Annotated in this window: 18 protein-coding genes and 1 tRNA gene; 11 read left to right on the forward strand and 8 right to left on the reverse strand. The window is 44.0% G+C overall.

Features of this window, described 5'->3' with window-relative positions; genetic code table 11:
• Positions 1-98: 98 nt before the first annotated feature.
• The 3 genes from ACKU4E_RS01875 to ACKU4E_RS01885 all read right to left on the reverse strand — a co-directional run bounded on the left by ACKU4E_RS01875 (position 99) and on the right by ACKU4E_RS01885 (position 3,623).
• Positions 99-824, reverse strand: coding sequence for an acyl-ACP thioesterase domain-containing protein (locus ACKU4E_RS01875; protein ID WP_320169394.1), 726 nt, complete (start codon positions 822-824; stop codon positions 99-101).
• A gap of 1 nt (position 825) precedes the next feature.
• Positions 826-2,946 (reverse strand): squalene--hopene cyclase, encoded by a 2,121-nt coding sequence (gene shc, locus ACKU4E_RS01880; RefSeq protein ID WP_320169395.1) that lies wholly within the window; start codon positions 2,944-2,946, stop codon positions 826-828.
• A 62-nt stretch (positions 2,947-3,008) separates the two neighbouring features.
• Positions 3,009-3,623 carry a TetR/AcrR family transcriptional regulator gene (locus ACKU4E_RS01885; protein WP_320169396.1) on the reverse strand — a complete coding sequence of 205 codons (615 nt, stop codon included), beginning with the start codon at positions 3,621-3,623 and terminating at the stop codon, positions 3,009-3,011.
• A gap of 256 nt (positions 3,624-3,879) precedes the next feature.
• On the opposite strand from ACKU4E_RS01885, the gene ACKU4E_RS01890 reads away from it, so the two are divergent.
• Positions 3,880-3,956 (forward strand) — tRNA-Arg (locus ACKU4E_RS01890).
• Between the two features lie 179 nt (positions 3,957-4,135).
• On the opposite strand, the gene ACKU4E_RS01895 is transcribed toward ACKU4E_RS01890, so the two are convergent.
• Complete coding sequence (locus ACKU4E_RS01895; protein ID WP_320169397.1) at positions 4,136-6,208, reverse strand: hypothetical protein; 2,073 nt, start codon at positions 6,206-6,208, stop codon at positions 4,136-4,138.
• A gap of 332 nt (positions 6,209-6,540) precedes the next feature.
• Here ACKU4E_RS01895 and ACKU4E_RS01900 point away from each other — a divergent pair, with 332 nt between their 5' ends.
• Positions 6,541-6,903, forward strand: coding sequence for a DUF6573 family protein (locus tag ACKU4E_RS01900; protein ID WP_320169398.1), 363 nt, complete (start codon positions 6,541-6,543; stop codon positions 6,901-6,903).
• A 14-nt stretch (positions 6,904-6,917) separates the two neighbouring features.
• Here the strand turns inward: ACKU4E_RS01900 and ACKU4E_RS01905 are convergent, their stop codons facing one another.
• On the reverse strand, positions 6,918-7,733 hold the full coding sequence (locus ACKU4E_RS01905; RefSeq protein WP_320169399.1) for a hypothetical protein: 816 nt from the start codon (positions 7,731-7,733) through the stop codon (positions 6,918-6,920).
• A gap of 781 nt (positions 7,734-8,514) precedes the next feature.
• On the opposite strand from ACKU4E_RS01905, the gene ACKU4E_RS01910 reads away from it, so the two are divergent.
• Positions 8,515-9,849 (forward strand): SH3 domain-containing protein, encoded by a 1,335-nt coding sequence (locus ACKU4E_RS01910; RefSeq protein WP_320169400.1) that lies wholly within the window; start codon positions 8,515-8,517, stop codon positions 9,847-9,849.
• An 83-nt stretch (positions 9,850-9,932) separates the two neighbouring features.
• Here the strand turns inward: ACKU4E_RS01910 and ACKU4E_RS01915 are convergent, their stop codons facing one another.
• Positions 9,933-10,553, reverse strand: a complete 621-nt coding sequence (locus tag ACKU4E_RS01915) for a transporter substrate-binding domain-containing protein (protein WP_320169401.1) — start codon at positions 10,551-10,553, stop codon at positions 9,933-9,935.
• Positions 10,554-11,208: 655 nt separating this feature from the next.
• Here ACKU4E_RS01915 and ACKU4E_RS01920 point away from each other — a divergent pair.
• Entirely contained in the window at positions 11,209-11,991 is a 783-nt protein-coding gene (locus ACKU4E_RS01920; protein WP_320169402.1) for an ABC transporter substrate-binding protein, read from the forward strand.
• Positions 11,992-12,050: 59 nt separating this feature from the next.
• On the opposite strand, the gene ACKU4E_RS01925 is transcribed toward ACKU4E_RS01920, so the two are convergent.
• The gene (locus ACKU4E_RS01925) at positions 12,051-12,644 is read right to left on the reverse strand and encodes a hypothetical protein (RefSeq protein ID WP_320169403.1); all 594 of its coding nucleotides are present in this window, start codon (positions 12,642-12,644) and stop codon (positions 12,051-12,053) included.
• A gap of 176 nt (positions 12,645-12,820) precedes the next feature.
• Between ACKU4E_RS01925 and ACKU4E_RS01930 the strand changes: the two genes are divergently transcribed.
• On the forward strand, positions 12,821-13,702 hold the full coding sequence (locus tag ACKU4E_RS01930) for a LysR family transcriptional regulator (protein ID WP_320169404.1): 882 nt from the start codon (positions 12,821-12,823) through the stop codon (positions 13,700-13,702).
• A gap of 76 nt (positions 13,703-13,778) precedes the next feature.
• Positions 13,779-14,483 (forward strand): SDR family oxidoreductase, encoded by a 705-nt coding sequence (locus ACKU4E_RS01935; RefSeq protein ID WP_320169405.1) that lies wholly within the window; start codon positions 13,779-13,781, stop codon positions 14,481-14,483.
• A 105-nt stretch (positions 14,484-14,588) separates the two neighbouring features.
• On the opposite strand, the gene ACKU4E_RS01940 is transcribed toward ACKU4E_RS01935, so the two are convergent.
• Positions 14,589-15,818 (reverse strand): GGDEF domain-containing protein, encoded by a 1,230-nt coding sequence (locus ACKU4E_RS01940; protein WP_320169406.1) that lies wholly within the window; start codon positions 15,816-15,818, stop codon positions 14,589-14,591.
• A gap of 321 nt (positions 15,819-16,139) precedes the next feature.
• Here ACKU4E_RS01940 and ACKU4E_RS01945 point away from each other — a divergent pair, with 321 nt between their 5' ends.
• The 5 genes from ACKU4E_RS01945 to hutI all read left to right on the forward strand — a co-directional run bounded on the left by ACKU4E_RS01945 (position 16,140) and on the right by hutI (position 20,915).
• Complete coding sequence (locus ACKU4E_RS01945) at positions 16,140-17,015, forward strand: amino acid ABC transporter permease (RefSeq protein WP_320169407.1); 876 nt, start codon at positions 16,140-16,142, stop codon at positions 17,013-17,015.
• A gap of 2 nt (positions 17,016-17,017) precedes the next feature.
• Positions 17,018-17,788, forward strand: coding sequence for an amino acid ABC transporter ATP-binding protein (locus ACKU4E_RS01950; RefSeq protein ID WP_320169408.1), 771 nt, complete (start codon positions 17,018-17,020; stop codon positions 17,786-17,788).
• Between the two features lie 167 nt (positions 17,789-17,955).
• Entirely contained in the window at positions 17,956-18,813 is an 858-nt protein-coding gene (locus ACKU4E_RS01955) for an ABC transporter substrate-binding protein (RefSeq protein WP_320172605.1), read from the forward strand.
• A gap of 83 nt (positions 18,814-18,896) precedes the next feature.
• The gene (locus ACKU4E_RS01960) at positions 18,897-19,580 is read left to right on the forward strand and encodes an AroM family protein (RefSeq protein WP_320169409.1); all 684 of its coding nucleotides are present in this window, start codon (positions 18,897-18,899) and stop codon (positions 19,578-19,580) included.
• A gap of 75 nt (positions 19,581-19,655) precedes the next feature.
• Positions 19,656-20,915 (forward strand): imidazolonepropionase, encoded by a 1,260-nt coding sequence (hutI, locus tag ACKU4E_RS01965; RefSeq protein WP_320169410.1) that lies wholly within the window; start codon positions 19,656-19,658, stop codon positions 20,913-20,915.
• Position 20,916 lies beyond the last annotated feature (1 nt).

Here is a 20,916-nt window from a genome sequence, read left to right on the forward strand (position 1 = left end):
GTTACAGTTACCGAAGGTGCAGATTGTCCTACACAAAAAGGCTCAGGACATTGGTTTTATGTCCTGAGCCTTGAATTCATGTTTTGAATAATAAGGATTTATTTGATCTGCAGTGCGAAAGCCGCTCTGTCCTCGGTTTCATTTATTCCGAGCAGTTCAAAGCCTCCGTCCCGGCTTTCGCAGTCCATGAGTTTTATCACGTTGCCCTCAAATACTTCAGAAAGAAAGGCTATGCGTATGGATTTGACTTTGTTCTGGTCGAATCCGAGCGGGCGCAGGCTGTCCAGAGACCAGCGCAGGTACTCTGTATTGTTAACGTGTCCATTGGCATCCAGCGAACTGTAGCCCACTTTCAGGGTTCTTATTTCCCTTTCCGGAGTTCCCGGCCTCAACCTTTTCATTGCATCTGGAAAAACCGTTTTGTCCTGCGCCTTAAGGTTAAGTGCTTTGTCTACCAGCACCGGTTTTCGTGTTGCTGAGTCCAGAACCATCCATTCTGATGAGGCGCGGATTATCTCCCTGCCTGATGCGTCACAGCCGCAGAAATCGCGGAAGGCACGGAGTTTTTTAGCCCCGCGGGACCATGTTTCCAGTGCGAATTTCTTTTCACGCAAAGGGAGTTCTTCAACTTCTATGCGCAGTGAAGTCAGTACCCAGAAGCTGTTTCTGGCCGCCATGTCCGCAATGCCGAATCCCAGACTGTCCGCGTGGGCTGTCGCGGCTTCCTGAAGACGACACATCAGCCAGTGGCAGTGCATGCGGTCATCAGGGCCTGTTTCGTATGCCGGGACCCTGTTCTCAATCAGAAACGAGTTTCCTGACATGTTACCATTTCCTCCCGAGATCGAGAGGCTTTTTGCGGCGCATCATTATCTGCCTGGTGTCTTCTTCGGCTGAAAAACGCTGGTAGACACCTAAGGCCCACATGGGAAAATATTGCGAGTATCCGTGATAGCGCAGGTAGAACACGCGCGGGAAACCGGTTCCGGTGAAATATTTTTCATCCCAGCTGCCGTCTTCTTTCTGTGTGTCCAGCAGATAGCGGATACCACGGCTGACTGCCACACTGTGCACCCGTCCGGCGGCCATCAGGCCCAGCAGCGCCCACGATGTCTGGGAAGCGGTGGATTCGCCAAGGCCTGCGTAGTTGCGGTCATTGTAGCTCAGGCAGCTTTCACCCCACCCGCCGTCTTTGTTCTGGTGTTTTTCAAGCCATTCAACAGCCTTGCAGACATAGGATGAGTTCATGTCCTCTCCTGCCTGGCGAAGCCCGCAGAGTACGGACCACGTACCATAAATATAGTTGACTCCCCAGCGACCGAACCAGCAGCCTTCGTCTTCCTGTTCGCGTTTGAGGAATTCGATGCCTTCTTTTATCGGCCTGAAGCTTTTGTCATAACCGATTACTCCCAGCAGTTCTATTACTCTGGCCGTCAAGTCCGATGTGGGCGGGTCCAGCAGTGCGCCGTGGTCGGCAAAGGGTATGTCATTCAGGTACTCGGCGCAGTTGTCTATGTCGAAGGCCGCCCAGCCTCCGTTGGAGGACTGCATGCCGATCAGCCAGTTGACACCCTTTACGAAATTTTCACGCCGGTCCTTTCTTTCGAGCTCCCCGGCCCGGCAGAAGGCCATAAGCACCATGGCCGTGTCGTCCAGATCAGGGTAGAATGTGTTTTCGAACTGGAAGGCCCATCCTCCGCCAGCAAGGGCAGGGGCCTTGGATTTCCAATCTCCCTTGAAGAAAATCTGCTGGCCCCAGAGCCAGTCTACAGCCTGTTGTGTTGACTGGCTTTTCTGCTCCTCACCGGCTTCCATCATTGCCGAAAGAGCCAGGCAGGTGTCCCATATGGGCGAGTTGCAGGGTTGGCACAAAGCCTGTCTGGTATTGCCTGCAGTTCCCTGTTCCGGTGAAATATCGAGTTCCGGGGCTGCGGACAGGTCGCGTCCGGCTGAAACAACGGTATGCTCCCACGGTGATTTCTCGGGCACGTGAAATTTATCAATCATGAGGTCGTCCACGGCTTGCAGGCCGCGTGCGTAGTCCGGGTCCGATTCATCATAGCCCAGCAGGTGCAGAGCGGTTACCGCGTTGGCCATGGCCGGATAGATGGCGCCTATGCCGCCGCGGCCGGACATATGTTCGCGGGTCCATTTTTCCGCGAATTTCATAGCCTTTTTGTTGATGCCGGACGGAATCAGATGCATCGTCCGCTTGAGGATGCGGTCCAGAAGTATGAATGCGTTTTTGCGCCAGCCTTTGTCGCGGTACTTATCTATATGTATGTGTTCCTCGGCCGGTTTGCAGAAAAGTTCCGGCACCGCCTCTTCCGGCCGCAGCCTGCACACCGGGCGTTTGGCGTAGATGATCAGCAGGGGATAAATAACCGAGCGGGACCAGTACGAAACCTTGTTCAGGTGGAAAAAGAACCATTCCGGCAGAAGCACGATTTCCACGGGCATGGCCGGCGGGCAGTGCCAGGGAATCTGTCCGAATGTGGCAAGGCAGATGCGGGTGAACACGTTGGATGTTTCCGCGCCGCCCTTGGCCAGAATAATACGTCTGGCCCGGACCATGTGTTCCGCGTTTTGGTCATCCCCCAGCATCTTCAGGGCCATGTATGCCTTTACGGATGCGCTTATGTTTGCCGGTCCGTCCAGATCGTGCAGCGGCCAGCCTCCATCGGGCATCTGTTTTGCGCGAATGTAGTTGCCCAGCCGTTCGGCAAGGCCCTTATCCATTTCGCGGCCGAGAAAACGGTTGAACATGATGTATTCGGAAGGAATGGTTACATCGGCTTCAAGGGCGAAAACCCAGTATCCGTCCGGTGCCTGCAGGGAGCGGAACCTTTTCATGAGTTTTTTCAGTGCGTCTTTAGGCTGAAGGAGCGATACAACGTGGCTGTTCTTTGCTTTGCTTTGGCTTCTGGCGGCGCTTCTTTTATTCATGTTTAAATCCTTATCGTATACGTGCAGACGGTCTTGTTCGGTTTTCGCGCGAAAAGTTTGATTTAGTATGGCAGTCTGCCGATGGCGTCAACTGCGGAATCTATAACCTGTTTTTTCAGTTTATCCTGCGGTCCCCACTCGAAAGACGGATATGTTATCAGGAGCGAGGTCAGCCCGTGCGTTGCGGCCAGCACGGAATGTGTTGCCACGATGATGTCTTCTTCCCGGGCGTTGTCCGGCATGCATTTGCGGACGCAGGTACTGATGCGGTCATACATAGTTCTACCCAGCGGATTGTGCTGGAAATGATCATTCTGGTCTTTCCACAGGTCGCTTTCCATCATGAAACCGACTCGGTAAGCGTTCGGGTTTTGCAGTCCCATGTCCACAAGGGTGTGCAGAATCTGTTTGAGTGCGTCTCTGGGAGAAGTTGTGAGAGATATTATTTTATTGATATGCTGAAGGAAATCCCGGTAGGTCTCCTCGGTCAGGCATAGAAATAATTCTTTTTTGTCTTTGAAGTGGTGGTAGATGGTAGTCGGCGAATATCCGATGGTTGTCGCCAGTTTACGCATTGAAACCTGAGCGTAGCCGTGCTCGGCAAAAAGCTTGCGGGCTGCATCCAGTATCAGCATGCGCAAAGGTTGCTGCTGTGTTGCTATTGTTTTGGTATTCATACTTTTCTCCCAAAGCTTAACAGTGTTAAGCTGCAAGGTTTCTGTCATGAATAATCTATTGTGTCAAGCTATGGCACAAGATGATTTTTCCGAATAGACAACTTAAGGTTTTTGGTGGACTTTCGGTGTTCTGAGTGCTCAAAAAATACGGGAAAAGGTTGATAAAATGCTTGCAATGGCTAAGAGTGTTGTATATGTATTCTCCCCTCAGGCGTTAAACAGCGATTGTTCATTCGCCTGACCACAGTTTCAGCGTGGCCCCGTAGCTCAGTAGGATAGAGCACAGGATTCCTAATCCTGGTGCCGCAGGTTCGATTCCTGCCGGGGTCACCATCTAGTACAAAACTAGTATAATATTAAAGGGTTAACTCATTTTCTGAGTTAACCCTTTTCTGCGTTTATTTGCGGTTTTTTTGGGGTGCTGCCAACCTTTGGTGTCAACCGGGGGTGGGCTGGTGGTATTGTGATTGTTGTTATAAGTATAATATTGTTGTGAGGTTTGTTTGGTGTAACTAGCTTAATTTATTAATTACAATTTGGAGTTCGTACAAAAACGAATCTAAGATGCGTTGTTGTAATACGAAGTAAAAATCTTCAACTTGTGATGGATTTTTCCCTTCTAAATCGTTGTCTAAAAAGGTAATTAATTGTTCACTTACATTGTTATTTAATTGTAAGTGGTCTCTTTCATGTCTATATACTCTGATCTTGTGCAATACATGGAATAAGTTAGGGTAAGTGGTCTTTACTTCTTCCCAAAAGTATTTTTGTTTATTAATTGATCTTCCGTAAATATCTATAGATTCGACAAAGCACCTGTAGCAGACATTAATAAAAGCAGTGAAACTGTCGATGTTTTCAGCTACTGTAACATTAGAAAACCGATCAGCTTCAGGAAATGAATTTACTCCAAAAAGAATTGTGCCGTTGAGATTTGAGATAATTCTCTCAAGCATTCTAATATCTGATTTGATCTCTTCAACACGTCTTTTGAGCCAAGATTCTCTATGTTTAGTTTCAATGATTTTGAAAACCAGTTGACGTTTTTCCCTACGCGCAAGCTCAGTGCCAACGTATTTGCAGACGACTGGTATCATCGGTAAGTATTCTTGGTTTTCTTCTTTTAAAATACCATAGTTTTTTAAATGTTTAATATATGTTTCGCCTTCAGCAAGATCTATGAAATCGACCATCTGATTGCTTGATAACAATTCAAGCATAGTATATTCGTCAGGATAAAATTCTTTCAATTCTGAAACAACATGGTCACAATAGAAAACTAATTCTGAGTCACATCGATCTTTTGTGTTTTTGAATATTTCACGAGATATTGAAATTGGTTTTTGTTCACTTTGCGAGATGATTGTGTTGAGCCAACTACAGCAAAGCCTTGTCAATAAAGGGTGTCCACCGTACCACTCATGTACATCATCAATTGCTTCATGTGTAAATCTTATCCCCATACGCTTGCCTAAGCGTTTAATCATGATTCTTACTTCTTCAGACGAAAATCCTGTCAAATATTTATGAGTTACAATTCCAAAGAGTGGGTTCTGAACTCCTGAAACTGTGTTTATCTCAACAACAGAGGGGTTTACACCAGAGATTATAAAAGAGAAGTTTTTTACCTGACTTTGACATGACCACATTGTCTGCCAAAAATCTAAAAATTCTTCATGCCAATGCTTGTCAATTTTTGCAACAAAAGAAATAAACTCAATTTCATCAAACATTATACAAATTTGTTTGTCGATTTCTCTTGCTTTTTTTATTAACTCTAAAAACGACCTTGAAGCTTTTCTGTCATCAAATACATAGTCATTTTCAATGTCGAGTTTAGTTGCTATTTGTTCAGCAATATCTCCTAGTAGCTCATACCAATGCGATTTTCTCACATCAGGCAATTTACAATCAATATAAATCACAAGTGAGAATCTTTCGCCTTCAATGAGGCGTCTAATTTTAAAAAGAAAAGAAGTTTTGCCTGTTTTTCTTAATCCAAAAATTGCTTTATTCTCTTTTCTTTTTACCGCATCAATATACTCCATGACTAACTGTTGGCGTCCAAAGAAATAAGTGTCTTCGACTAACGGTAGAGAATAATTGAATAAATCTCTACCAAAAAATTGTTCATTCAATTTGTTCCTGATATACCAAGGGTCTCCACGACTTTCTTCTAATTCATCCTTTGTGAAGGAAACTATGATTCTAGATTCTTGCCTAGATGATGTATAGTCATCAAGCCACTCTCTAACATTGTCTGCGTCTGACACTAAAAAATAATTTAGTGTTTCTACACGTCCTTTTGCTGGTGATTGTGAAAAAATTTGCTCTATTGCTTGCAAGGTTCTTGGTTCCATGCGCTGATATGGTGCATATACAAGCATTAGTTCGTTATCAAAGCCGTATGATTCTTTGAAGTGATCTTCAGGGGACAAAAAAAATACTTTTAAAGAGGTATTGTATTCAACTCGCTCTCTAGCCCAAGTGACAAAAAAACCACTCAGGAAAGGTGTCAGCATTCTTTCTTCATGTGGAAAACGACTCAGGTAATTGTCGCGAACTTCTCTTCGTATTGTGCCCATATGTGAACCTCGTGCGAGTATTGAATATTTAGAATAATAGTTTTGCAGTCAAGGAAACTCTAATCATACCTGCGAGTTGTAGTCAAAGAATAATTTTATTGGAGCGTTAAAAGCATTTGCTAAGTTTAATTGTAGTAGATATATTAAATTATCTCAGAGCATTACAAGCAATTTGCATCGACTTTATTCAACTCCACCAGAACACATCCCCAACACTGATCCCCAGAATCACCCCAAAAAATCACCAACCCCCAGTGACCAAATCAAACCAATCAGGGTAACCTTCAATTTTCAGTATTATTTAACAATATGAAATTGAAGGAGATTTACTGATGGTAATTAACTGCGATCCACTGTTTCGGATGATCTATTCCTATACTCGGAAACAGGCGATTGAAGACGGAAATTTAATCGATGTGACCGAACAGTCTAAGGGAACCGGTTTCAAGGTTCCAGTAGCGGTGTCAGTGACCTTGTACGAAAGATACATCACACCACCGAAAGGACTTGAAGGCGAAGGACAGAGCGTAGAAGGGCGACTCCACGATCTCTTCACCATGTGCTTACTCGCGATGCAGGATAAACTGGACCAGAGCAGGATAAGCTTTCAGGTCTTGTTTTTAACCAAGTCATCGCCGAGGACCATTGAAGAAATAGAAGTGGTGTGCCAGTGCGGTCCAGTATCTTGTTTGTGATGTAAGTTGTTAATTCAGTTCTTATTGTTGAGGTAGTTTAAAATTTGAGAAAAAGATTTCAAAACTAATTTTTTGTCATCTATTACGAGTGAAGCGTCAAAATTGAAAAAGAGGTTGTTATCAAGTAAGAGACTTGCAATATATGGATGTGTCAGTACGATAGAGTTTGGGAATTTATTATATATTTTTTTGAAAAAAAATACTGTTGTTGCAGGGCTCCAATGTTTGTGTTGAGGGTGTTTGGGGTGTGCATAGGCAATATCTTCGTAACTCACAGTTTCATTTGCTGAGTAAATTACTATTTCTTTTATTCCAGATTTAAATAGCATTTTTCTATAATTCTTAATTGCTTCCGTTAAAATTTTACCCCTATTTATATTGTTGTGTAGGTTGCAGTGCGCAATAAATAACAACATGTCTGTGTTTTCTGGGTTATAAGGTTGTTGTATTTTAGGTAATATGCATTTATATTTTCCCCATGTTCCAAGTACAGTAGAGTTTTTCAAAGATATGAGTTGCAAAAAATCGTCAGATACATGTAAATTAGATATTAAAAAATCATTGTTTATTGTATTATATCTTATATTGTTCTTATTAATGTTGTTAAACCATGCTTTATCAGATATTAATGTAGATAATTGATAAATAAGTGCGTTTATTATTTGCGAGTTTGCGCTAATTATATTGTCTTTATCTGGTATAGAAGATAGGTTGTATTTGTTGTGTTGTATGCAGTTGTAGTCTTGAAGTATGTTTTTGCTTAATTGTATAGATTTTTGTAATACTCTTATCGCTTCAAATTGGTTGTTTAAAATGTCTTCTTTAGGCATTAAAGTGTTCCTCTTTAAAGATGCTGTAATGTTTAATTATATAGATGCGTTTTGTCTTTTACTTTAAATATCATGTGTTTGATCATTCTTTATAGCAATAAAATCAGATTATGATTATTTTACATTTTCGGTCAACCGAAGAAATCGAAGCCACCGCAACGATCCAAATAATCCACCCCCCCCCGACATAATTCACAGAATCACCCCAAAAAATCACCAACCCCCAGTGACCAAATTAAACCAATCAGGATAACCTTCAATTTTCAGAATTATTTAATAATATGAAATTGAAGGAGATTTGCTGATGCAGCGCTTCTGTGTATTAGTTCCTGCGCAACGTAGCGATTTCTGATAAAGAAAGTGTCATGGATTACTTCTTTGATGATTGCTGCTCCTGTCATATTAGTCAGAAGTACAATACTCAAGATTAATGTTGTCAGAATTATTGATTTTTATGATTTTCATTTCACGAAAGGAATATCCAGAAGCTCTTAAACTATGGTTAAACAGCTTTGGAGCAGATTTATCGTATCTTTTTTGCCCCTCACCAGTTCGTGAGTCGTCATGATTTACGTTTTTTTGAGTGGCCAACCACATTTTTGCGCGCACGGAAATGTTTTGGCATTTATCCACTGTTTCTGTGCTCCGACAACAAGTTCCCGCTGTGGTTGGTACAAGTCAGAGTATAGTTGAATTAACAATCTCACGGGAGGGTAATCCGTTGACATTTCATGGCAAACAGGTTGGATTGTTCAGTGATTGTGTAACTTCGGAGTGGGCCATGAAACGATTACTTATATCTCTTTTTTGTACCCTGCTGGTTGCGGGATGTTTCAGCAGAACCAACATCCCCATCGGCGACCTGTCAAATCTGCCGCAGGATGCCGGAGCCTTTAACGACCTTGTTCCAGACACCCGGCTTATTTCTCAGCCGGAACAGGATGCTGCATACCATCGGTTTCTTGCCGCCCATTTCGGCCCATGGGATCAGTCAGAGCCTGTTCACTCCGCAGAAGATGTTTTTTGGGGAATAAGGGTCTATGGCCCTAAAAAAATATATGGGGAAAACACGTTGCCCCGTTCGCCGGGCTGGATGCTCAGAATGGAGCAGCTTTCATGCATGGATAGCTATCCTTCCATGTCGAGACGGGCCATTGCCGTTACCAACACCAGCATGCGTGTGCTGCCGACCCTTCGTCCCGCCTTTTACGACTTTGCCGAAGCAGGCGAAGGTTTTCCCTTCGATTACATGCAGAACTCCCTTGTCCTTGCGGGAACACCGCTTTACGCAAGCCATATGAGCGCGGACGGCGCGTGGGTCATGGTGGAATCTCGTTTCGCCTTCGGCTGGGTGCCGGTGACAGATATCGGCTGGGTGGATGAGGACTTTGCAAAGACCTTCCGTTCCGGACTGTACGGAGCGGTCATTCAGGATGAAGTTCCGGTGGCGAAGCTTGACGGTAGCTACCAATTCACCGCGAACGTAGGGACCATTTTGCCGTATGCCCCGGCCCGCCCGGGAAGCAGACGTATTTACTTTCATATCCCCGTCCGTGACCGGAATGGCAACGCTGTTCTTGCTACAGCGGCCCTTCGTCCCGAGGTAGTGGATGTCATGCCAATTCCTGCTACGCCCGCTAACTTCAGCATGATTATCAACAACATGCTCGGTCGCCAGTACGGATGGGGCGGTCTGTATCAAGACCGCGACTGTTCATCCTCCACGATGGATCTCATGGCCGGTTTTGGTATCTATCTTCCCCGCAATTCAAGCCAGCAGGTCAAGGTAGGCCAATTGTTTTCATTGGAAGGCATGGACAGGGATGAGAAAAAAAAGAGCATCATCAGCCAGAGCACTCCTTTTCTGACCCTTATCCGCAAGCCCGGACATATCATGCTCTACATAGGCCAGCGCAATGGAGAGCCTGTTGTTTTTCACTCTGTCTGGGGATTGAAGACGAAGACAAATGGGAAATTAGGCCGCAAAATTATTGGCGGAGCCGTGATAACCACACTGGAACCCGGGCTGGAACAACCTGATTTGGCCCGACCGGACGGAATCCTGTTGGAGACGGTTTATTCCGCTTCAAATTTGCCCGGAATTACAGAAAAATAAATGCGTATAATTTTTCAAATCCTGTTTTGACTGCTTTCGTTCAGATTTGCGTATTACGTTTTTCGCAAAGGTGTCAGGGTAAGCTATTTCATGATTGAAGCATAGGTCCCATCCAATTTCATTTCCTGTAATGTCTTTGCCAGAGGAATTACAAGGGCTTCATGCTTACAATTAAGGTAGGCGTAAAATGGCAGTGAGGTTAGTGCCGGTTTTAGTTTTCGTATGCCCTTGGTGCGGAATTCTTCCTTAACTAAAAAACGGTCTATTGCGGGGCCATCAAGAATAATATCAGCCCTGCCCTTAAGGAGAAAACGAAGTAGACTTGTCTGTGAATCCACCTCATAAAATTGCGCTGCGTACCTGGCTGCTTTTTTAAAAGCCCAGAGACCTCTGATTGCCGCCACTCTATGTCCTCTTAGGTCTTCCCAGCCGTTAGGAATTTCGATCTCTTTGGTAGAATAGGCGTAGCCTTCTCCTGTCAGCAGGGCTTCAGGAACCCTGATCAGGTTTGTGTATGTTTTTTCGATTCCCGCGACCCTGAGAGCCTCCCCGTCGACAGCACCGGAATTAGAATTTTTCAATGCACGTTTGCTAGGGTAGGATTCTAATTGGAATCTATAGCCAAGTCTTCTGAAAGCTTCGCTCAAAATCAGAGATACGTGTTTATAGTAAACTCCTTTTTGGACCTGTGTTGAGAAAACCATTAAGCCCTTATCAGCATGAACATTTGTTGCAAATAGCAATAATATCCATAGAGTACAGCTGATACTTGTTTTAAATGGGATGGTTTTTGTTCGCATGTTGAATAATTAATGCTTAATTTTAGCGATTCGCCAGTTTAAACTGCAGTGTTTCCTGTATCTCATCTTGTGTGAATTTTTTCAGTCACCTCTCAAAATAATTTGATCCATTTGGTGGATGGGTGAGTATTCAAACAAAGCCAATAAAACAAAATTAATCGACGATGTCCAGAATACTAACGATTACTATCAATTGTTTAATGGGGTAGGCTGGATAGAGCCTGGATTTTGCTGATGTAATATGTCGAGAACCTAGGCATTTAATAGATTCTGTGGGTTTCGGGGTGTTTTTAATCTTACAGCCTGAGAACTGAATCCTTCGGCACCAGAGGTATACAGCTTAATTTGCAAATTCATAGAGCTATAAATTTTATTATCAAATATAAAAAATCAAACACATCTTGGCACCCAATTGCTCATGAACTTATTGAAATATAATTGATTATTTTTAGATTATGGTTTTTGTAGTCAAGGTGTTATTTTGGTAGTTTAATTGCTTAAAGGTGTGCCGGGTTTTTACTTCATGACCATAGTTCGAATTGTGTAAAGGGAGACGAAGATGTTTAAGATAGTCAACTTGTCAATCGTTGCGGTCATGGTAGTAATTTTTATTCCGATTTATGCTTCGGCATTTACGTTGAAAACATATTATCAGGACGGTTTTCCCAAGTATTATATTGAAAATGTGGATAATGTCTGTGTTGTCCGTGGATTGTGTTCTGAAATTATAAAACTGATTGAAGAAAAAGCGCCGAATATCAAGTTTGATGCTCCTCCTGAGTTGGTTAAATTTAGCCGGATAAAACATGATTTGTATAATGGGGTGATAGATGTCTTTTTAGGGATGACCCGTACCCCCTCGCGAGAAAACCAATTTATTTATTTGGATCCTCCGCTATACAGAATTAGACATGTGCTTGCTATGCGCCGTGATGATTATGTAGAAATTAAAAGTTTCAATGACATCCGGAGGCTTAAGGGAAATGGGAAAATTTTGACAAATCACGGGACTTCTTCCGAGAAATTTTTAACTAAACAGGGCGGTCTTGTCATAGATGCAGGAGCTACAACTCTTTCGCAGAACCTGATGAAATTGGACAAGGGAAGAGGCCGGTTTATATATTTCCATGATCTTGGCCTTATTAACACAATACGGCATGGAGGGTGGGGTAAAAAAGTAAAGATTTTACCTGTAGTATTTTATACCTATTCACATTACTTGGTTTTCTCCAAACACGCAGATCCGGAAGCCGTGAAAATTGTTCAACGGGTTTTAAATGAAATTGCAGAAAGTGGAGAACTGCAATCAGTTACAGCACAATACTTCAAGGATATTATTTGAAACAGGCTAAAGTAATACTGGCAATATCTGATCTTGCCATATTTTCCCGGATTGCAAGATCAAGCCTGATCCTTTATTCCGCGATGCCCGATTATTTTCCGGCGTATCAGAAATGCATCTATTACGAAAATCAACGATATTAGTTGCTGTGCCATAAGTATATAAAAACCTTGTAGTCCCATTAAAGCTGCACAGGATACATTTCCGAGCATAAGCCATAAGTACCCTTGCTGATCGTCCTGGGCCATCATATATGTTCCGAGTAGAAATCCTGCTGCTATGCCTAGTTCCAGTAATTGGGTTGTGTCTGTGAGCCCTCCATATTCATACAGACTTATTCCAAGGCCGACGGCAACAGATGCTTTTGCAAGTATATTTAACCATTTGGGTTCTGCTCCATGACCTCTCCAGGCAATGATCAATCCTGAAATCATGGCCGGGGCACCGCCAGATTCAACCGAAGCTGCAATCCAGTTGTGTTCTGATACGAATACTATAATCCATGCGGGTAGTCCTGCCAGATAAACTACCCATGATCTTATGCGCCATGATTTTCGATTGAATTCCTTTGAACTCCTTTCCGCTCTTGAAAAGAAAAATTTGTTAAGCAGATAAAACAATCCACCCCATATCTGAAGAATGTCGTAAGGCATTAATTAAACTCGTTTTAGTTTTGTGCAAAGTTTATTGTTACATGTGAAAATAGCTAAGAATAATTGCGTGGGCATTTTGTGACTTCCAAGGATTGTGGTATTGCAAAATCTTGTTTGTTGTGTCCAACGAAAATGCTTGATAGGTTTAATCGAGAAGTCCGATTAAGGAGAGGGTTATGGATTTATGTAAAATCAAGACATTCAGAATGGCGGCAGTAATGTTGAATTTCAACAAAGCTGCCGAAGCCTTGAATCTTGCTCAATCGACTGTTTCTGCTCAGGTCAAAAGCCTTGAAGATGAGCTCGGAGAGCTTTTGTTCAAAAGGATTCATAAAAAGATTGTGTTGACTGATGCCGGCGAAACAATGTTGTTTTATGCAAATAAAATGCTATCCATAGAGGAAGAAGCTCGTGCTAATATTTCTAATAAATTAAGCCCGGTAGGAACCATTCGTCTGCTTGTGCCTGAAGCTGTGGCATCAACTTATTTGCCTGGTGTGTTAAATAAATACCTGAGTCTCCATCCATTTGTAAATTTTGATATTTCCAATTGTTCCCAAAGTGGGCTGGAAAATGAATTGCGTACTGAGTCAGTTGATTTTGCGTTTATATTTTCTAAGCATATTGATTCTATTAATCTGCATTCAGAGATCGTTCTGGTTGAAGATTTTGTAATTGTGACAAGAGCTGATTCTTATTTATCTAGTAAAATTGATGTTGATATTTCGGACTTGAATGGACAGACCGTGTTATTACCGAAAGCTGGGTGTGGTCATGGCTTGCTTTTGAAGCAGATGTTAAATTTAGATATAGTTAAACCTTCTTCAGTTATAGAATCTACAAGTGTTGAGGCTATCAAAAATTATATTAAAGAAAATGATTGTATTGCAGTGTTGCCAAGAATTTCGATTCAAGACGAATTATTGAAAAAGCATATTGTTGAGTTGGACTGGCCCAACAAGCTTACTATAGAGGTCATTATGGTTTGGCATAAGAATAGAATCCTTTCGCCTACCTTATTAGATTTTATGGAATTGGCCAGAAATATGCGTGATTGAGGACTGTTGACGACAATTTTCAATGAAGTACACGCGATGTGATTGATTATATGTAATTGTAACCAAAGGAAGTAACATGCAGAACAAGAATGTTCTTATAACTGGAGGCAACAAGGGAATCGGCCTTGAGCTTACCGGAAGATTCATCGAAAACGGGGCGAATGTCATTGTTGTTGCCCGCGATTTTTCCAGTTTCACGTTCAACAACCATCCGCAGGTAACGACTGTTGCTTATGACTTCAAAAATGTGTCCGGAATTCCGGAGCTTGTTGCAGACCTGCCTGACATAGACGTTCTGGTTAACAATGCCGGAATCATGTTCGCGACACCCTACGATCAATATACTGAACAGGCTGTCCATGATATCTTGAAAATCAACATAGAAGCTCCGGTGGCCATGATCACGGAGGTTTCCAGGTCAATGATTGAACGCAAACGTGGGCGCATTGTTAACAACGCATCCATTGCCGGACAGATTGGCCACCCCGATGTCTGGTACGGCATCACTAAAGCCGGCCTGATCAACGCGACCAAAAGTTTCGCCAGGATTCTGGGGCCTCACGGCATCGTGATTAATGCTGTAGCCCCCGGACCCATTGAAACGGATATGCTTCATACTATTCCAATTGAACGCCGCAACCAGATTAAATCCGTTGTTTATAGCGGACGTTTCGGTCATCCCGAAGAAGTCGCCGAAGCCATGTACTGGCTGGCAACAGATTGCCCGGAATATATCAACGGCACCTGTATAGACATCAACAACGGTTCTTTTCCTCGCTAAGAAAACAGCCTCTCTTTCTTTGTATGGGAGGGGAGGCAAGATTTATTTCATTATTATAGTTTGATTTTCAGCACTTCTCTGGATTGTCTGGTCAGGTATGAATCATTACCCCTGTGATGCCATTTTTTTATCTTTATTCGCAAATAATTGAGTTTGATTCCTGCCAAGTTCCTTCGCCTTGTATAAAGCTTCGTCAGCCTGGTGGAGAACTTCCTCAAATGAATATCCGTCCTTTCCTATCTCGCTCAGCCCGATACTGATCGTTATTTGTTTAACAGGCACATCAAATTGTAATTCGCTTATCGCTTCCCGCATTCGTTCTGCCAATCTGAGCCCCTGCTCAAGCTCGGTCTGAGGCAGCAGCATGCTGAATTCCTCCCCGCCCAGACGTCCGAAGATATCGTTGGTTCGGCGCATTGAATTCAAAGTCTGGGCAACTACTGTCAGGACCCTGTCGCCAACATAGTGTCCGTGGGTGTCATTAACTGATTTGAAATTATCAATATCGAACATCAGCAGGCAATAGGTGTTTCCATAGCGTTTGAAACGGTCTTGCTCTTTCTCGGCGCAGCACATGAAATGGCGGCGGTTGAAAATGCCGGTCAATTCATCAGTAATTGCCAGTTGTTCAAGCTTGGAGTTTATCTCTTTTTTTTGACTGATCTCTTCCTGTAGTTGGATATTCAGCTTTTGGACTTTCTGAAGTGCCGCAAAACGCAGCCGTTCACTTTTTAATCTGGTAAGTAACAGATATGCTCCTAATATATTGGCAAAAATGAAAAATAGAGCAAGTTGAATACAATTGGTCCACTTGGGAACAGTAAACGAAGCAAGGGCCACTACGTATAGAATAGAAGCCAGTGAGGAAGTCCAGAGTATTGTTTTAAGGTCCTGTGGGATAAGCAGGTACATCAAAAAAATGATTAGCAGTGTAAACGGGACACTGAATTCGAGATTCGGAGTATATAGCAGAACAGCCTCAACTGTTTCATAGATTCCAAGCGGACAAAAGAAAGCCAGCCATAGCTTATTCATTGTTTCAGAGCTGGTTTGCCTGCGGGATGCAAAGAAAAGAAAAATACCGGCAAGGGAGACAAGCAAACGGGCAATGGTCAAGCCTTTAACAATTGGGGTAGCACCGAGATCGACCCATGTCCCGATTCCGGCAAGGCCGTAGGCCAGTCCGCCAACCCCTCCGATGATTCCAAGTCTATTTCGCTTATCCGGCCAAGTTTCGGCAGAAAAGTCTTTTTCAAATGTCTGGTTTTTAAATTTTCCGTCCCATGAGAATTCAGGATTGTCTGCTGAATCTTCTGCGGATACATATAAGGACATAGTTTCCCTCTATATAGTAGTTGAATCAGAGCCAAAAATTGATAACAGTTACATATGATGAAATGCAAATGTAAATTCCAATATTGACCTATCCGACTGAGAGTATTGGATTCAATGTTTATGTGGCTTTTCTCAAGAAATACATTTTTTACCCTTCATTTCCCTCGCTCACTTAATAGTTGACAACTAAAAAAATGGAATGCAAATATTGTCCTACAAAAATTGTCGAACAATGTTGCAGATAGTATTCTTCTTTCATTGATACTGCTGCTTGTTTCTTATCTCTGTTTTGACAAAAACTTCTGAATTTTTAGGGTAATAATGAAAAATACGGACGAAATTATTCCACTGCGGCATTATGGCCGCTGGTTTTCGGGTGCGGTTCTCATCATCATATTCGGAGTTATTGTTCATGCTTTCATGGTCGGGCAGATAGACTGGCCTGTTGTGGGCAAGTTCTTTTTTTCTCCTTCACTGATCTCCGGCCTCGGCAATACTATTCTGATAACTGTCTGCTCCATGTTCGTGGGAATAATTCTCGGCGTTGTTTTTGCCGTTATGCGTTTATCGGAAAATCCGGTCATGCGCTGGTTTGCAGGGCTGTACGTCTGGCTTTTCCGTGGAACTCCGGTTTATCTGCAACTGCTTATCTGGTTTAACCTTGCGCTGATTTTTCCTGTCATCAACCTCGGCTTTGCCGAATACCGTATGGTTGATGTGATGACCCCGTTTATGGCGGCTCTGTTCGGCCTTGGACTGAATGAAGGAGCTTATCTGACCGAGATTGTGCGAAGCGGTATTCTTTCCGTGGACAAAGGGCAGCTTGACGCTGCGACCACACTTGGAATGACCCGTCTGCTTGCCATGCGCCGCATTGTTCTGCCGCAGGCCATGCGGGTAATTATCCCGCCTGTGGGCAATGAATTTATCGGGCTGCTGAAAACATCATCAATGGCCAGCGCGATTGCCTTCACCGAACTTTTGCACCGTGCGCAGCTTATATATTTTGTGAATGCCAAGGTTATGGAGCTGCTGATTGTCGCAACCGGATGGTATCTGATTGTCGTCACGATCCTGAGTGTTCTTCAGATGGGTATTGAACGCTATTTCAATCGCGGCCACAATTTTTCCAGTAACAAGAATTTGTTTGATATTTTAATTTCATACATTCTACCTAAAAAACAGATGGGAGCATAATTATGTCAGATTCCAATCCCATGCTCCGAATCCAGAATGTCCATAAGTCATACGGCGCGCATGAAATTTTAAAAGGCATTGATATGGAAGTTCATAAAGGGGATGTGCTCTGTCTGCTCGGACCTTCCGGGTCAGGAAAGAGTACTCTTCTGCGCTGCATCAATCACTTGGAAAAAATCAATGCCGGACGCATTTACGTTGATAACGAGCTTGTAGGAATGACTGAGCGCAACGGCAAGCTCTATGAGCAGAACGAAAAACAGCTCTGCCGCATGCGTGGTAAAATCGGCATGGTCTTTCAGAATTTCAATCTTTTCCCGCACATGACTGTTCTTGAAAATATTATTGAAGGGCCGGTTTACGTGCAGGGAAAAAATCCCGCAAAGATGAAAGAGCGTGCTTATGGCCTGCTGGAAAAGGTCGGTTTGAGGGATTGGGCGGACCGCTTCCCGAAACAGCTTTCCGGTGGACAGCAGCAACGCGTGGCGATTGCCCGTTCACTGGCAATGGAACCGGCCCTGATGCTGTTTGATGAACCCACAAGCGCACTTGACCCAGAACTGGTCGGGGAAGTGCTTAATGTTATGCGCGACCTTGCCGGGAGCGGTATGACCATGGTCGTAGTCACACACGAAATGGAGTTCGCCAAAAACGTTGCCAGCAAAGTCGTCTTTATGGATGACGGATATGTTCTGGAGTCCGGCACACCGGAAGAGGTCTTCGGCAATCCTAAAAATGAGCGGACCAGGGCTTTCATAGGAGCTATAGCCTAGCTCCTGTCTTTATTGAGATAAAATAAGACAAGGTTGATACGGAATTAGAATCTACTGGAAGGTCCGAATGATACTCACCTGACTCGGTCATTAGAGATTTTCAGTAACTCTTAACTCGTATGTTTGTTTGTAATATTCAACACCAGCAATGGTAAATGTATGAGGAAATGACATTGCTTAAAAAAATTATTGCTGCATCAGTATGTCTGCTGGCTCTGAGTTTGTCTGGAATATGCTTTGCTTCCGGTCTTCATGATATGTTGCCTGATTCAATCAAGTCCAGTGGTAAAATCGTCATCGGTATTAACGGTATTTTCGCCCCCATGGAGTATCAGGACCCTGAGTCCGGTAAATTGGTGGGTATCGATGTGGAAATTGCCGATGCCATTGCCAAGGAGCTTGGTGTTAAAGTCCAGTATGACGACCAGCAGTTTGACCAGTTGATAAACTCTATCAACACCAAAAGGGTCGATATGGTTATCTCCGGCATGTCCGACAGTGCTGTGCGTAGAAAGACTCTCGATTTTATCGACTATTTCAACTCCGGAACACAGTGCTTTGTTCCAAAAGCTCTCGCAGGTCAGATCAAAAGTCTGGAAGACCTCAGCGGTAAAACTCTGGCTGTGTCCGCTTCAACCGATTACCTCACAACCATGCAGAGATGGAGCAAGGAAAATCTTGTTGCCAAGGGAAAAGCAGGAATCAACATCATGGCTGTAGATTCCGCAGGCTCTGCTCGTATGCAGATGGTTCAGGGACGTGCTCAGGCATCAGCTCTGAGTCCTGAAGCTCTCGGCTGGGTCAATATTCAGCAGAACAATGCCTATGTAGCTGTCGGTCCTCTCCTTGAGTCCAATCCTTACGGAATTGCTTTCAGCAAGGATAATACCCAATTGCGTGATGCAGTTTTCGCAGCACTTGAAAAAGTTTTTGCTGACGGAACTTATATGAGCATTCTCAAAAAATGGGGTGCAGACTCCGGTGCACTGGCTAAACCGCTTATCAATGGCGAATCACCTAAATAGGTTCTAAAAAATTATGCAGGGGAAACACTTCGTCATGAAGTGTTTCCCCTGTTTTTTAGGTAAGGAACTTTTAAAAGTCGGTTATGAGTAAAAGATATAAATTGGGGTTAGTTACGCTGGGGCAATCGCCGCGTGTTGATGTTGAGCCTTCACTGCGTTCCATACTGGGAGATGATATTCAGGTTTGTCAGCGGGGGGCACTGGATGGGCTTTCCGCTCAGGAAATAAAGAGCCTTGCTCCGGTTGAGGGAGAGGCCGGCATTGAGACCTGTATGCATGGTGAAAACAGCATTGTTAACGGCGTTTATGTTGCCAAAAAATATTTATTGCCAAGACTTGTTGATGCTGCAGAATTTTTAGAAAAACAGTGCGATTATTTTTTCCTGCTGTGTTCGGGGCAGTTCCCTGATCTGAAAAAGGCCGTACCCGGAATTATCGAGCCGATAGTCATAATTCGGTCCGTAGTAGAATCAATTGCCGCAAACGGGCATTTATGCATTGTCGGGCCGCAATCGGATATGAGCGCGGCACCTGCTCAGTGGGCTCCCTATGCGGCTGAAGTTTCGACTTCAGCCGCTTCACCTTATGACGGCAACGATGTTCTTGCTCTGGCTGCCGAGGGGGCAAAGAACAGCGGAGCCGATTTTATTCTTATGGATGATATGGGGTTTACTGAAAGCCAGCGCAAACTCGTGCATGAAGTTTCCGGTATAACAACGTTGGGCGCTTTAAGCATAACTGCGCGGGTTCTCCAGGAACTGATATAAAATGTTATGAGCAGCATCAATTGATTGATCTCCATTTGAGTGCGTGAAGTTATTGAATCAAATTAAGAGAGTGTAATGAACGGTAACCTTACCATTATCAATGCAGCCAGTCTGGTATGCATATCTGATAGAAACAGACCGAGAGCCGGAAAGGCTCAGGGTGAACTTGATATAATTCGGGGTGGGGCTGTTGCTATCCGCGAAGGTGAAATCGTATCAGTCGGGACCACTGCTGAAATTTTGAAAAAGTATGGAGATGATACCGAACTGCTGGACGCGACAGGGAAGACGGTCCTTCCGGGCCTTGTTGAGTGCCATTCGCACCCGATATTTGCAGGCAACAGGCATTGGGAATATGTTCGCAGGCTTGAAGGGGCAAGCGGAAAGGATATCCGTGCCGAGGGCGGCGGAATATGGTCCACAATCGTGAATACCCGTAAGGCCTCGGATGAAGAGCTGATCAGCAATACTGTGCGTGCTTTTAATCAGATTGCCGCCGGTGGAGTTACAACCCTTGAAGTAAAATCAGGCTACGGTCTTGATAAAGAAGGAGAACTGAGGCTCTTAAGGCTTCTCAAAGAGGCTGCGCAACAGACTCCGATGGACATTGTAGTTACCTTTCTAGGTGCGCATATAGCGCCGCAGGATGGTCGCAGCACTGCCGAGTTCGTTGAATCGGTCAAAAAGGAAATGCTGCCTGCCGTAGCGGAGCAGGGTATAGCCGAGTCGCAGGATCTGTCCTGTGAGAATGGTGATTTTTCAGCTTCCCAAGCCAAAGAACTTATTGAAATTTCATCCTCTTTCGGCTTACCAGTGCATGTGCACGCTGACGCCTCTTCCGATTCTCGTGGTTGGCGTACGGCTGTTGAGGGGCATGCTCTTTCTGCGGATCATCTGACTTATACCCCGGATGAAGAAATCTTTTCTGTCGGGGCGACAGATACCGTTGCGGTCCTTCTGCCGGTTGCAGAGCAGTTTTATCTTGATGAGCGCAAAGCCAATGGACGGTTGTTCATCAGGAATAATGTTCCTGTCGCTGTAGCAACAGATTACTGCTCATCGTTTCAGGCTACATCGTTGCCTTTAACCATTGCGGCAGCCTGTTCGTGGTTTAAATTCACTCCGGCGGAAGCAATTGTCGGGGCCACATTGAATGCAGCCTATGCCCTTGGTAAAAATAGGGATCGTGGTTCACTGGATGTCGGCAAACGGGGTGATATCACTATTTTTAATTGTGAGCATCCAAATCAGTTGGGTACAGCAATCGGTGCCCCTATTGTGGATAAGTCAATTTCCCGGGGGAATATTATCTGGGAATCAATGAATAAAATATAGA

Origin of the sequence: Maridesulfovibrio sp. (genome assembly GCF_963677005.1) — a bacterium.
Lineage (GTDB): Bacteria > Desulfobacterota > Desulfovibrionia > Desulfovibrionales > Desulfovibrionaceae > Maridesulfovibrio.

What these genes read in the sequence shown, in the direction of transcription:
- ACKU4E_RS01875 (WP_320169394.1), bottom strand. Translation starts at nt 824, where the DNA reads ATGTCAGGAAACTCGTTTCTGATTGAGAACAGGGTCCCGGCATACGAA.
- shc (WP_320169395.1), bottom strand. Translation starts at nt 2,946, where the DNA reads ATGAATAAAAGAAGCGCCGCCAGAAGCCAAAGCAAAGCAAAGAACAGC.
- ACKU4E_RS01885 (WP_320169396.1), bottom strand. Translation starts at nt 3,623, where the DNA reads ATGAATACCAAAACAATAGCAACACAGCAGCAACCTTTGCGCATGCTG.
- ACKU4E_RS01895 (WP_320169397.1), bottom strand. Translation starts at nt 6,208, where the DNA reads ATGGGCACAATACGAAGAGAAGTTCGCGACAATTACCTGAGTCGTTTT.
- ACKU4E_RS01900 (WP_320169398.1), top strand. Translation starts at nt 6,541, where the DNA reads ATGGTAATTAACTGCGATCCACTGTTTCGGATGATCTATTCCTATACT.
- ACKU4E_RS01905 (WP_320169399.1), bottom strand. Translation starts at nt 7,733, where the DNA reads ATGCCTAAAGAAGACATTTTAAACAACCAATTTGAAGCGATAAGAGTA.
- ACKU4E_RS01910 (WP_320169400.1), top strand. Translation starts at nt 8,515, where the DNA reads ATGAAACGATTACTTATATCTCTTTTTTGTACCCTGCTGGTTGCGGGA.
- ACKU4E_RS01915 (WP_320169401.1), bottom strand. Translation starts at nt 10,553, where the DNA reads ATGGTTTTCTCAACACAGGTCCAAAAAGGAGTTTACTATAAACACGTA.
- ACKU4E_RS01920 (WP_320169402.1), top strand. Translation starts at nt 11,209, where the DNA reads ATGTTTAAGATAGTCAACTTGTCAATCGTTGCGGTCATGGTAGTAATT.
- ACKU4E_RS01925 (WP_320169403.1), bottom strand. Translation starts at nt 12,644, where the DNA reads ATGCCTTACGACATTCTTCAGATATGGGGTGGATTGTTTTATCTGCTT.
- ACKU4E_RS01930 (WP_320169404.1), top strand. Translation starts at nt 12,821, where the DNA reads ATGGATTTATGTAAAATCAAGACATTCAGAATGGCGGCAGTAATGTTG.
- ACKU4E_RS01935 (WP_320169405.1), top strand. Translation starts at nt 13,779, where the DNA reads ATGCAGAACAAGAATGTTCTTATAACTGGAGGCAACAAGGGAATCGGC.
- ACKU4E_RS01940 (WP_320169406.1), bottom strand. Translation starts at nt 15,818, where the DNA reads ATGTCCTTATATGTATCCGCAGAAGATTCAGCAGACAATCCTGAATTC.
- ACKU4E_RS01945 (WP_320169407.1), top strand. Translation starts at nt 16,140, where the DNA reads ATGAAAAATACGGACGAAATTATTCCACTGCGGCATTATGGCCGCTGG.
- ACKU4E_RS01950 (WP_320169408.1), top strand. Translation starts at nt 17,018, where the DNA reads ATGTCAGATTCCAATCCCATGCTCCGAATCCAGAATGTCCATAAGTCA.
- ACKU4E_RS01955 (WP_320172605.1), top strand. Translation starts at nt 17,956, where the DNA reads ATGACATTGCTTAAAAAAATTATTGCTGCATCAGTATGTCTGCTGGCT.
- ACKU4E_RS01960 (WP_320169409.1), top strand. Translation starts at nt 18,897, where the DNA reads ATGAGTAAAAGATATAAATTGGGGTTAGTTACGCTGGGGCAATCGCCG.
- hutI (WP_320169410.1), top strand. Translation starts at nt 19,656, where the DNA reads ATGAACGGTAACCTTACCATTATCAATGCAGCCAGTCTGGTATGCATA.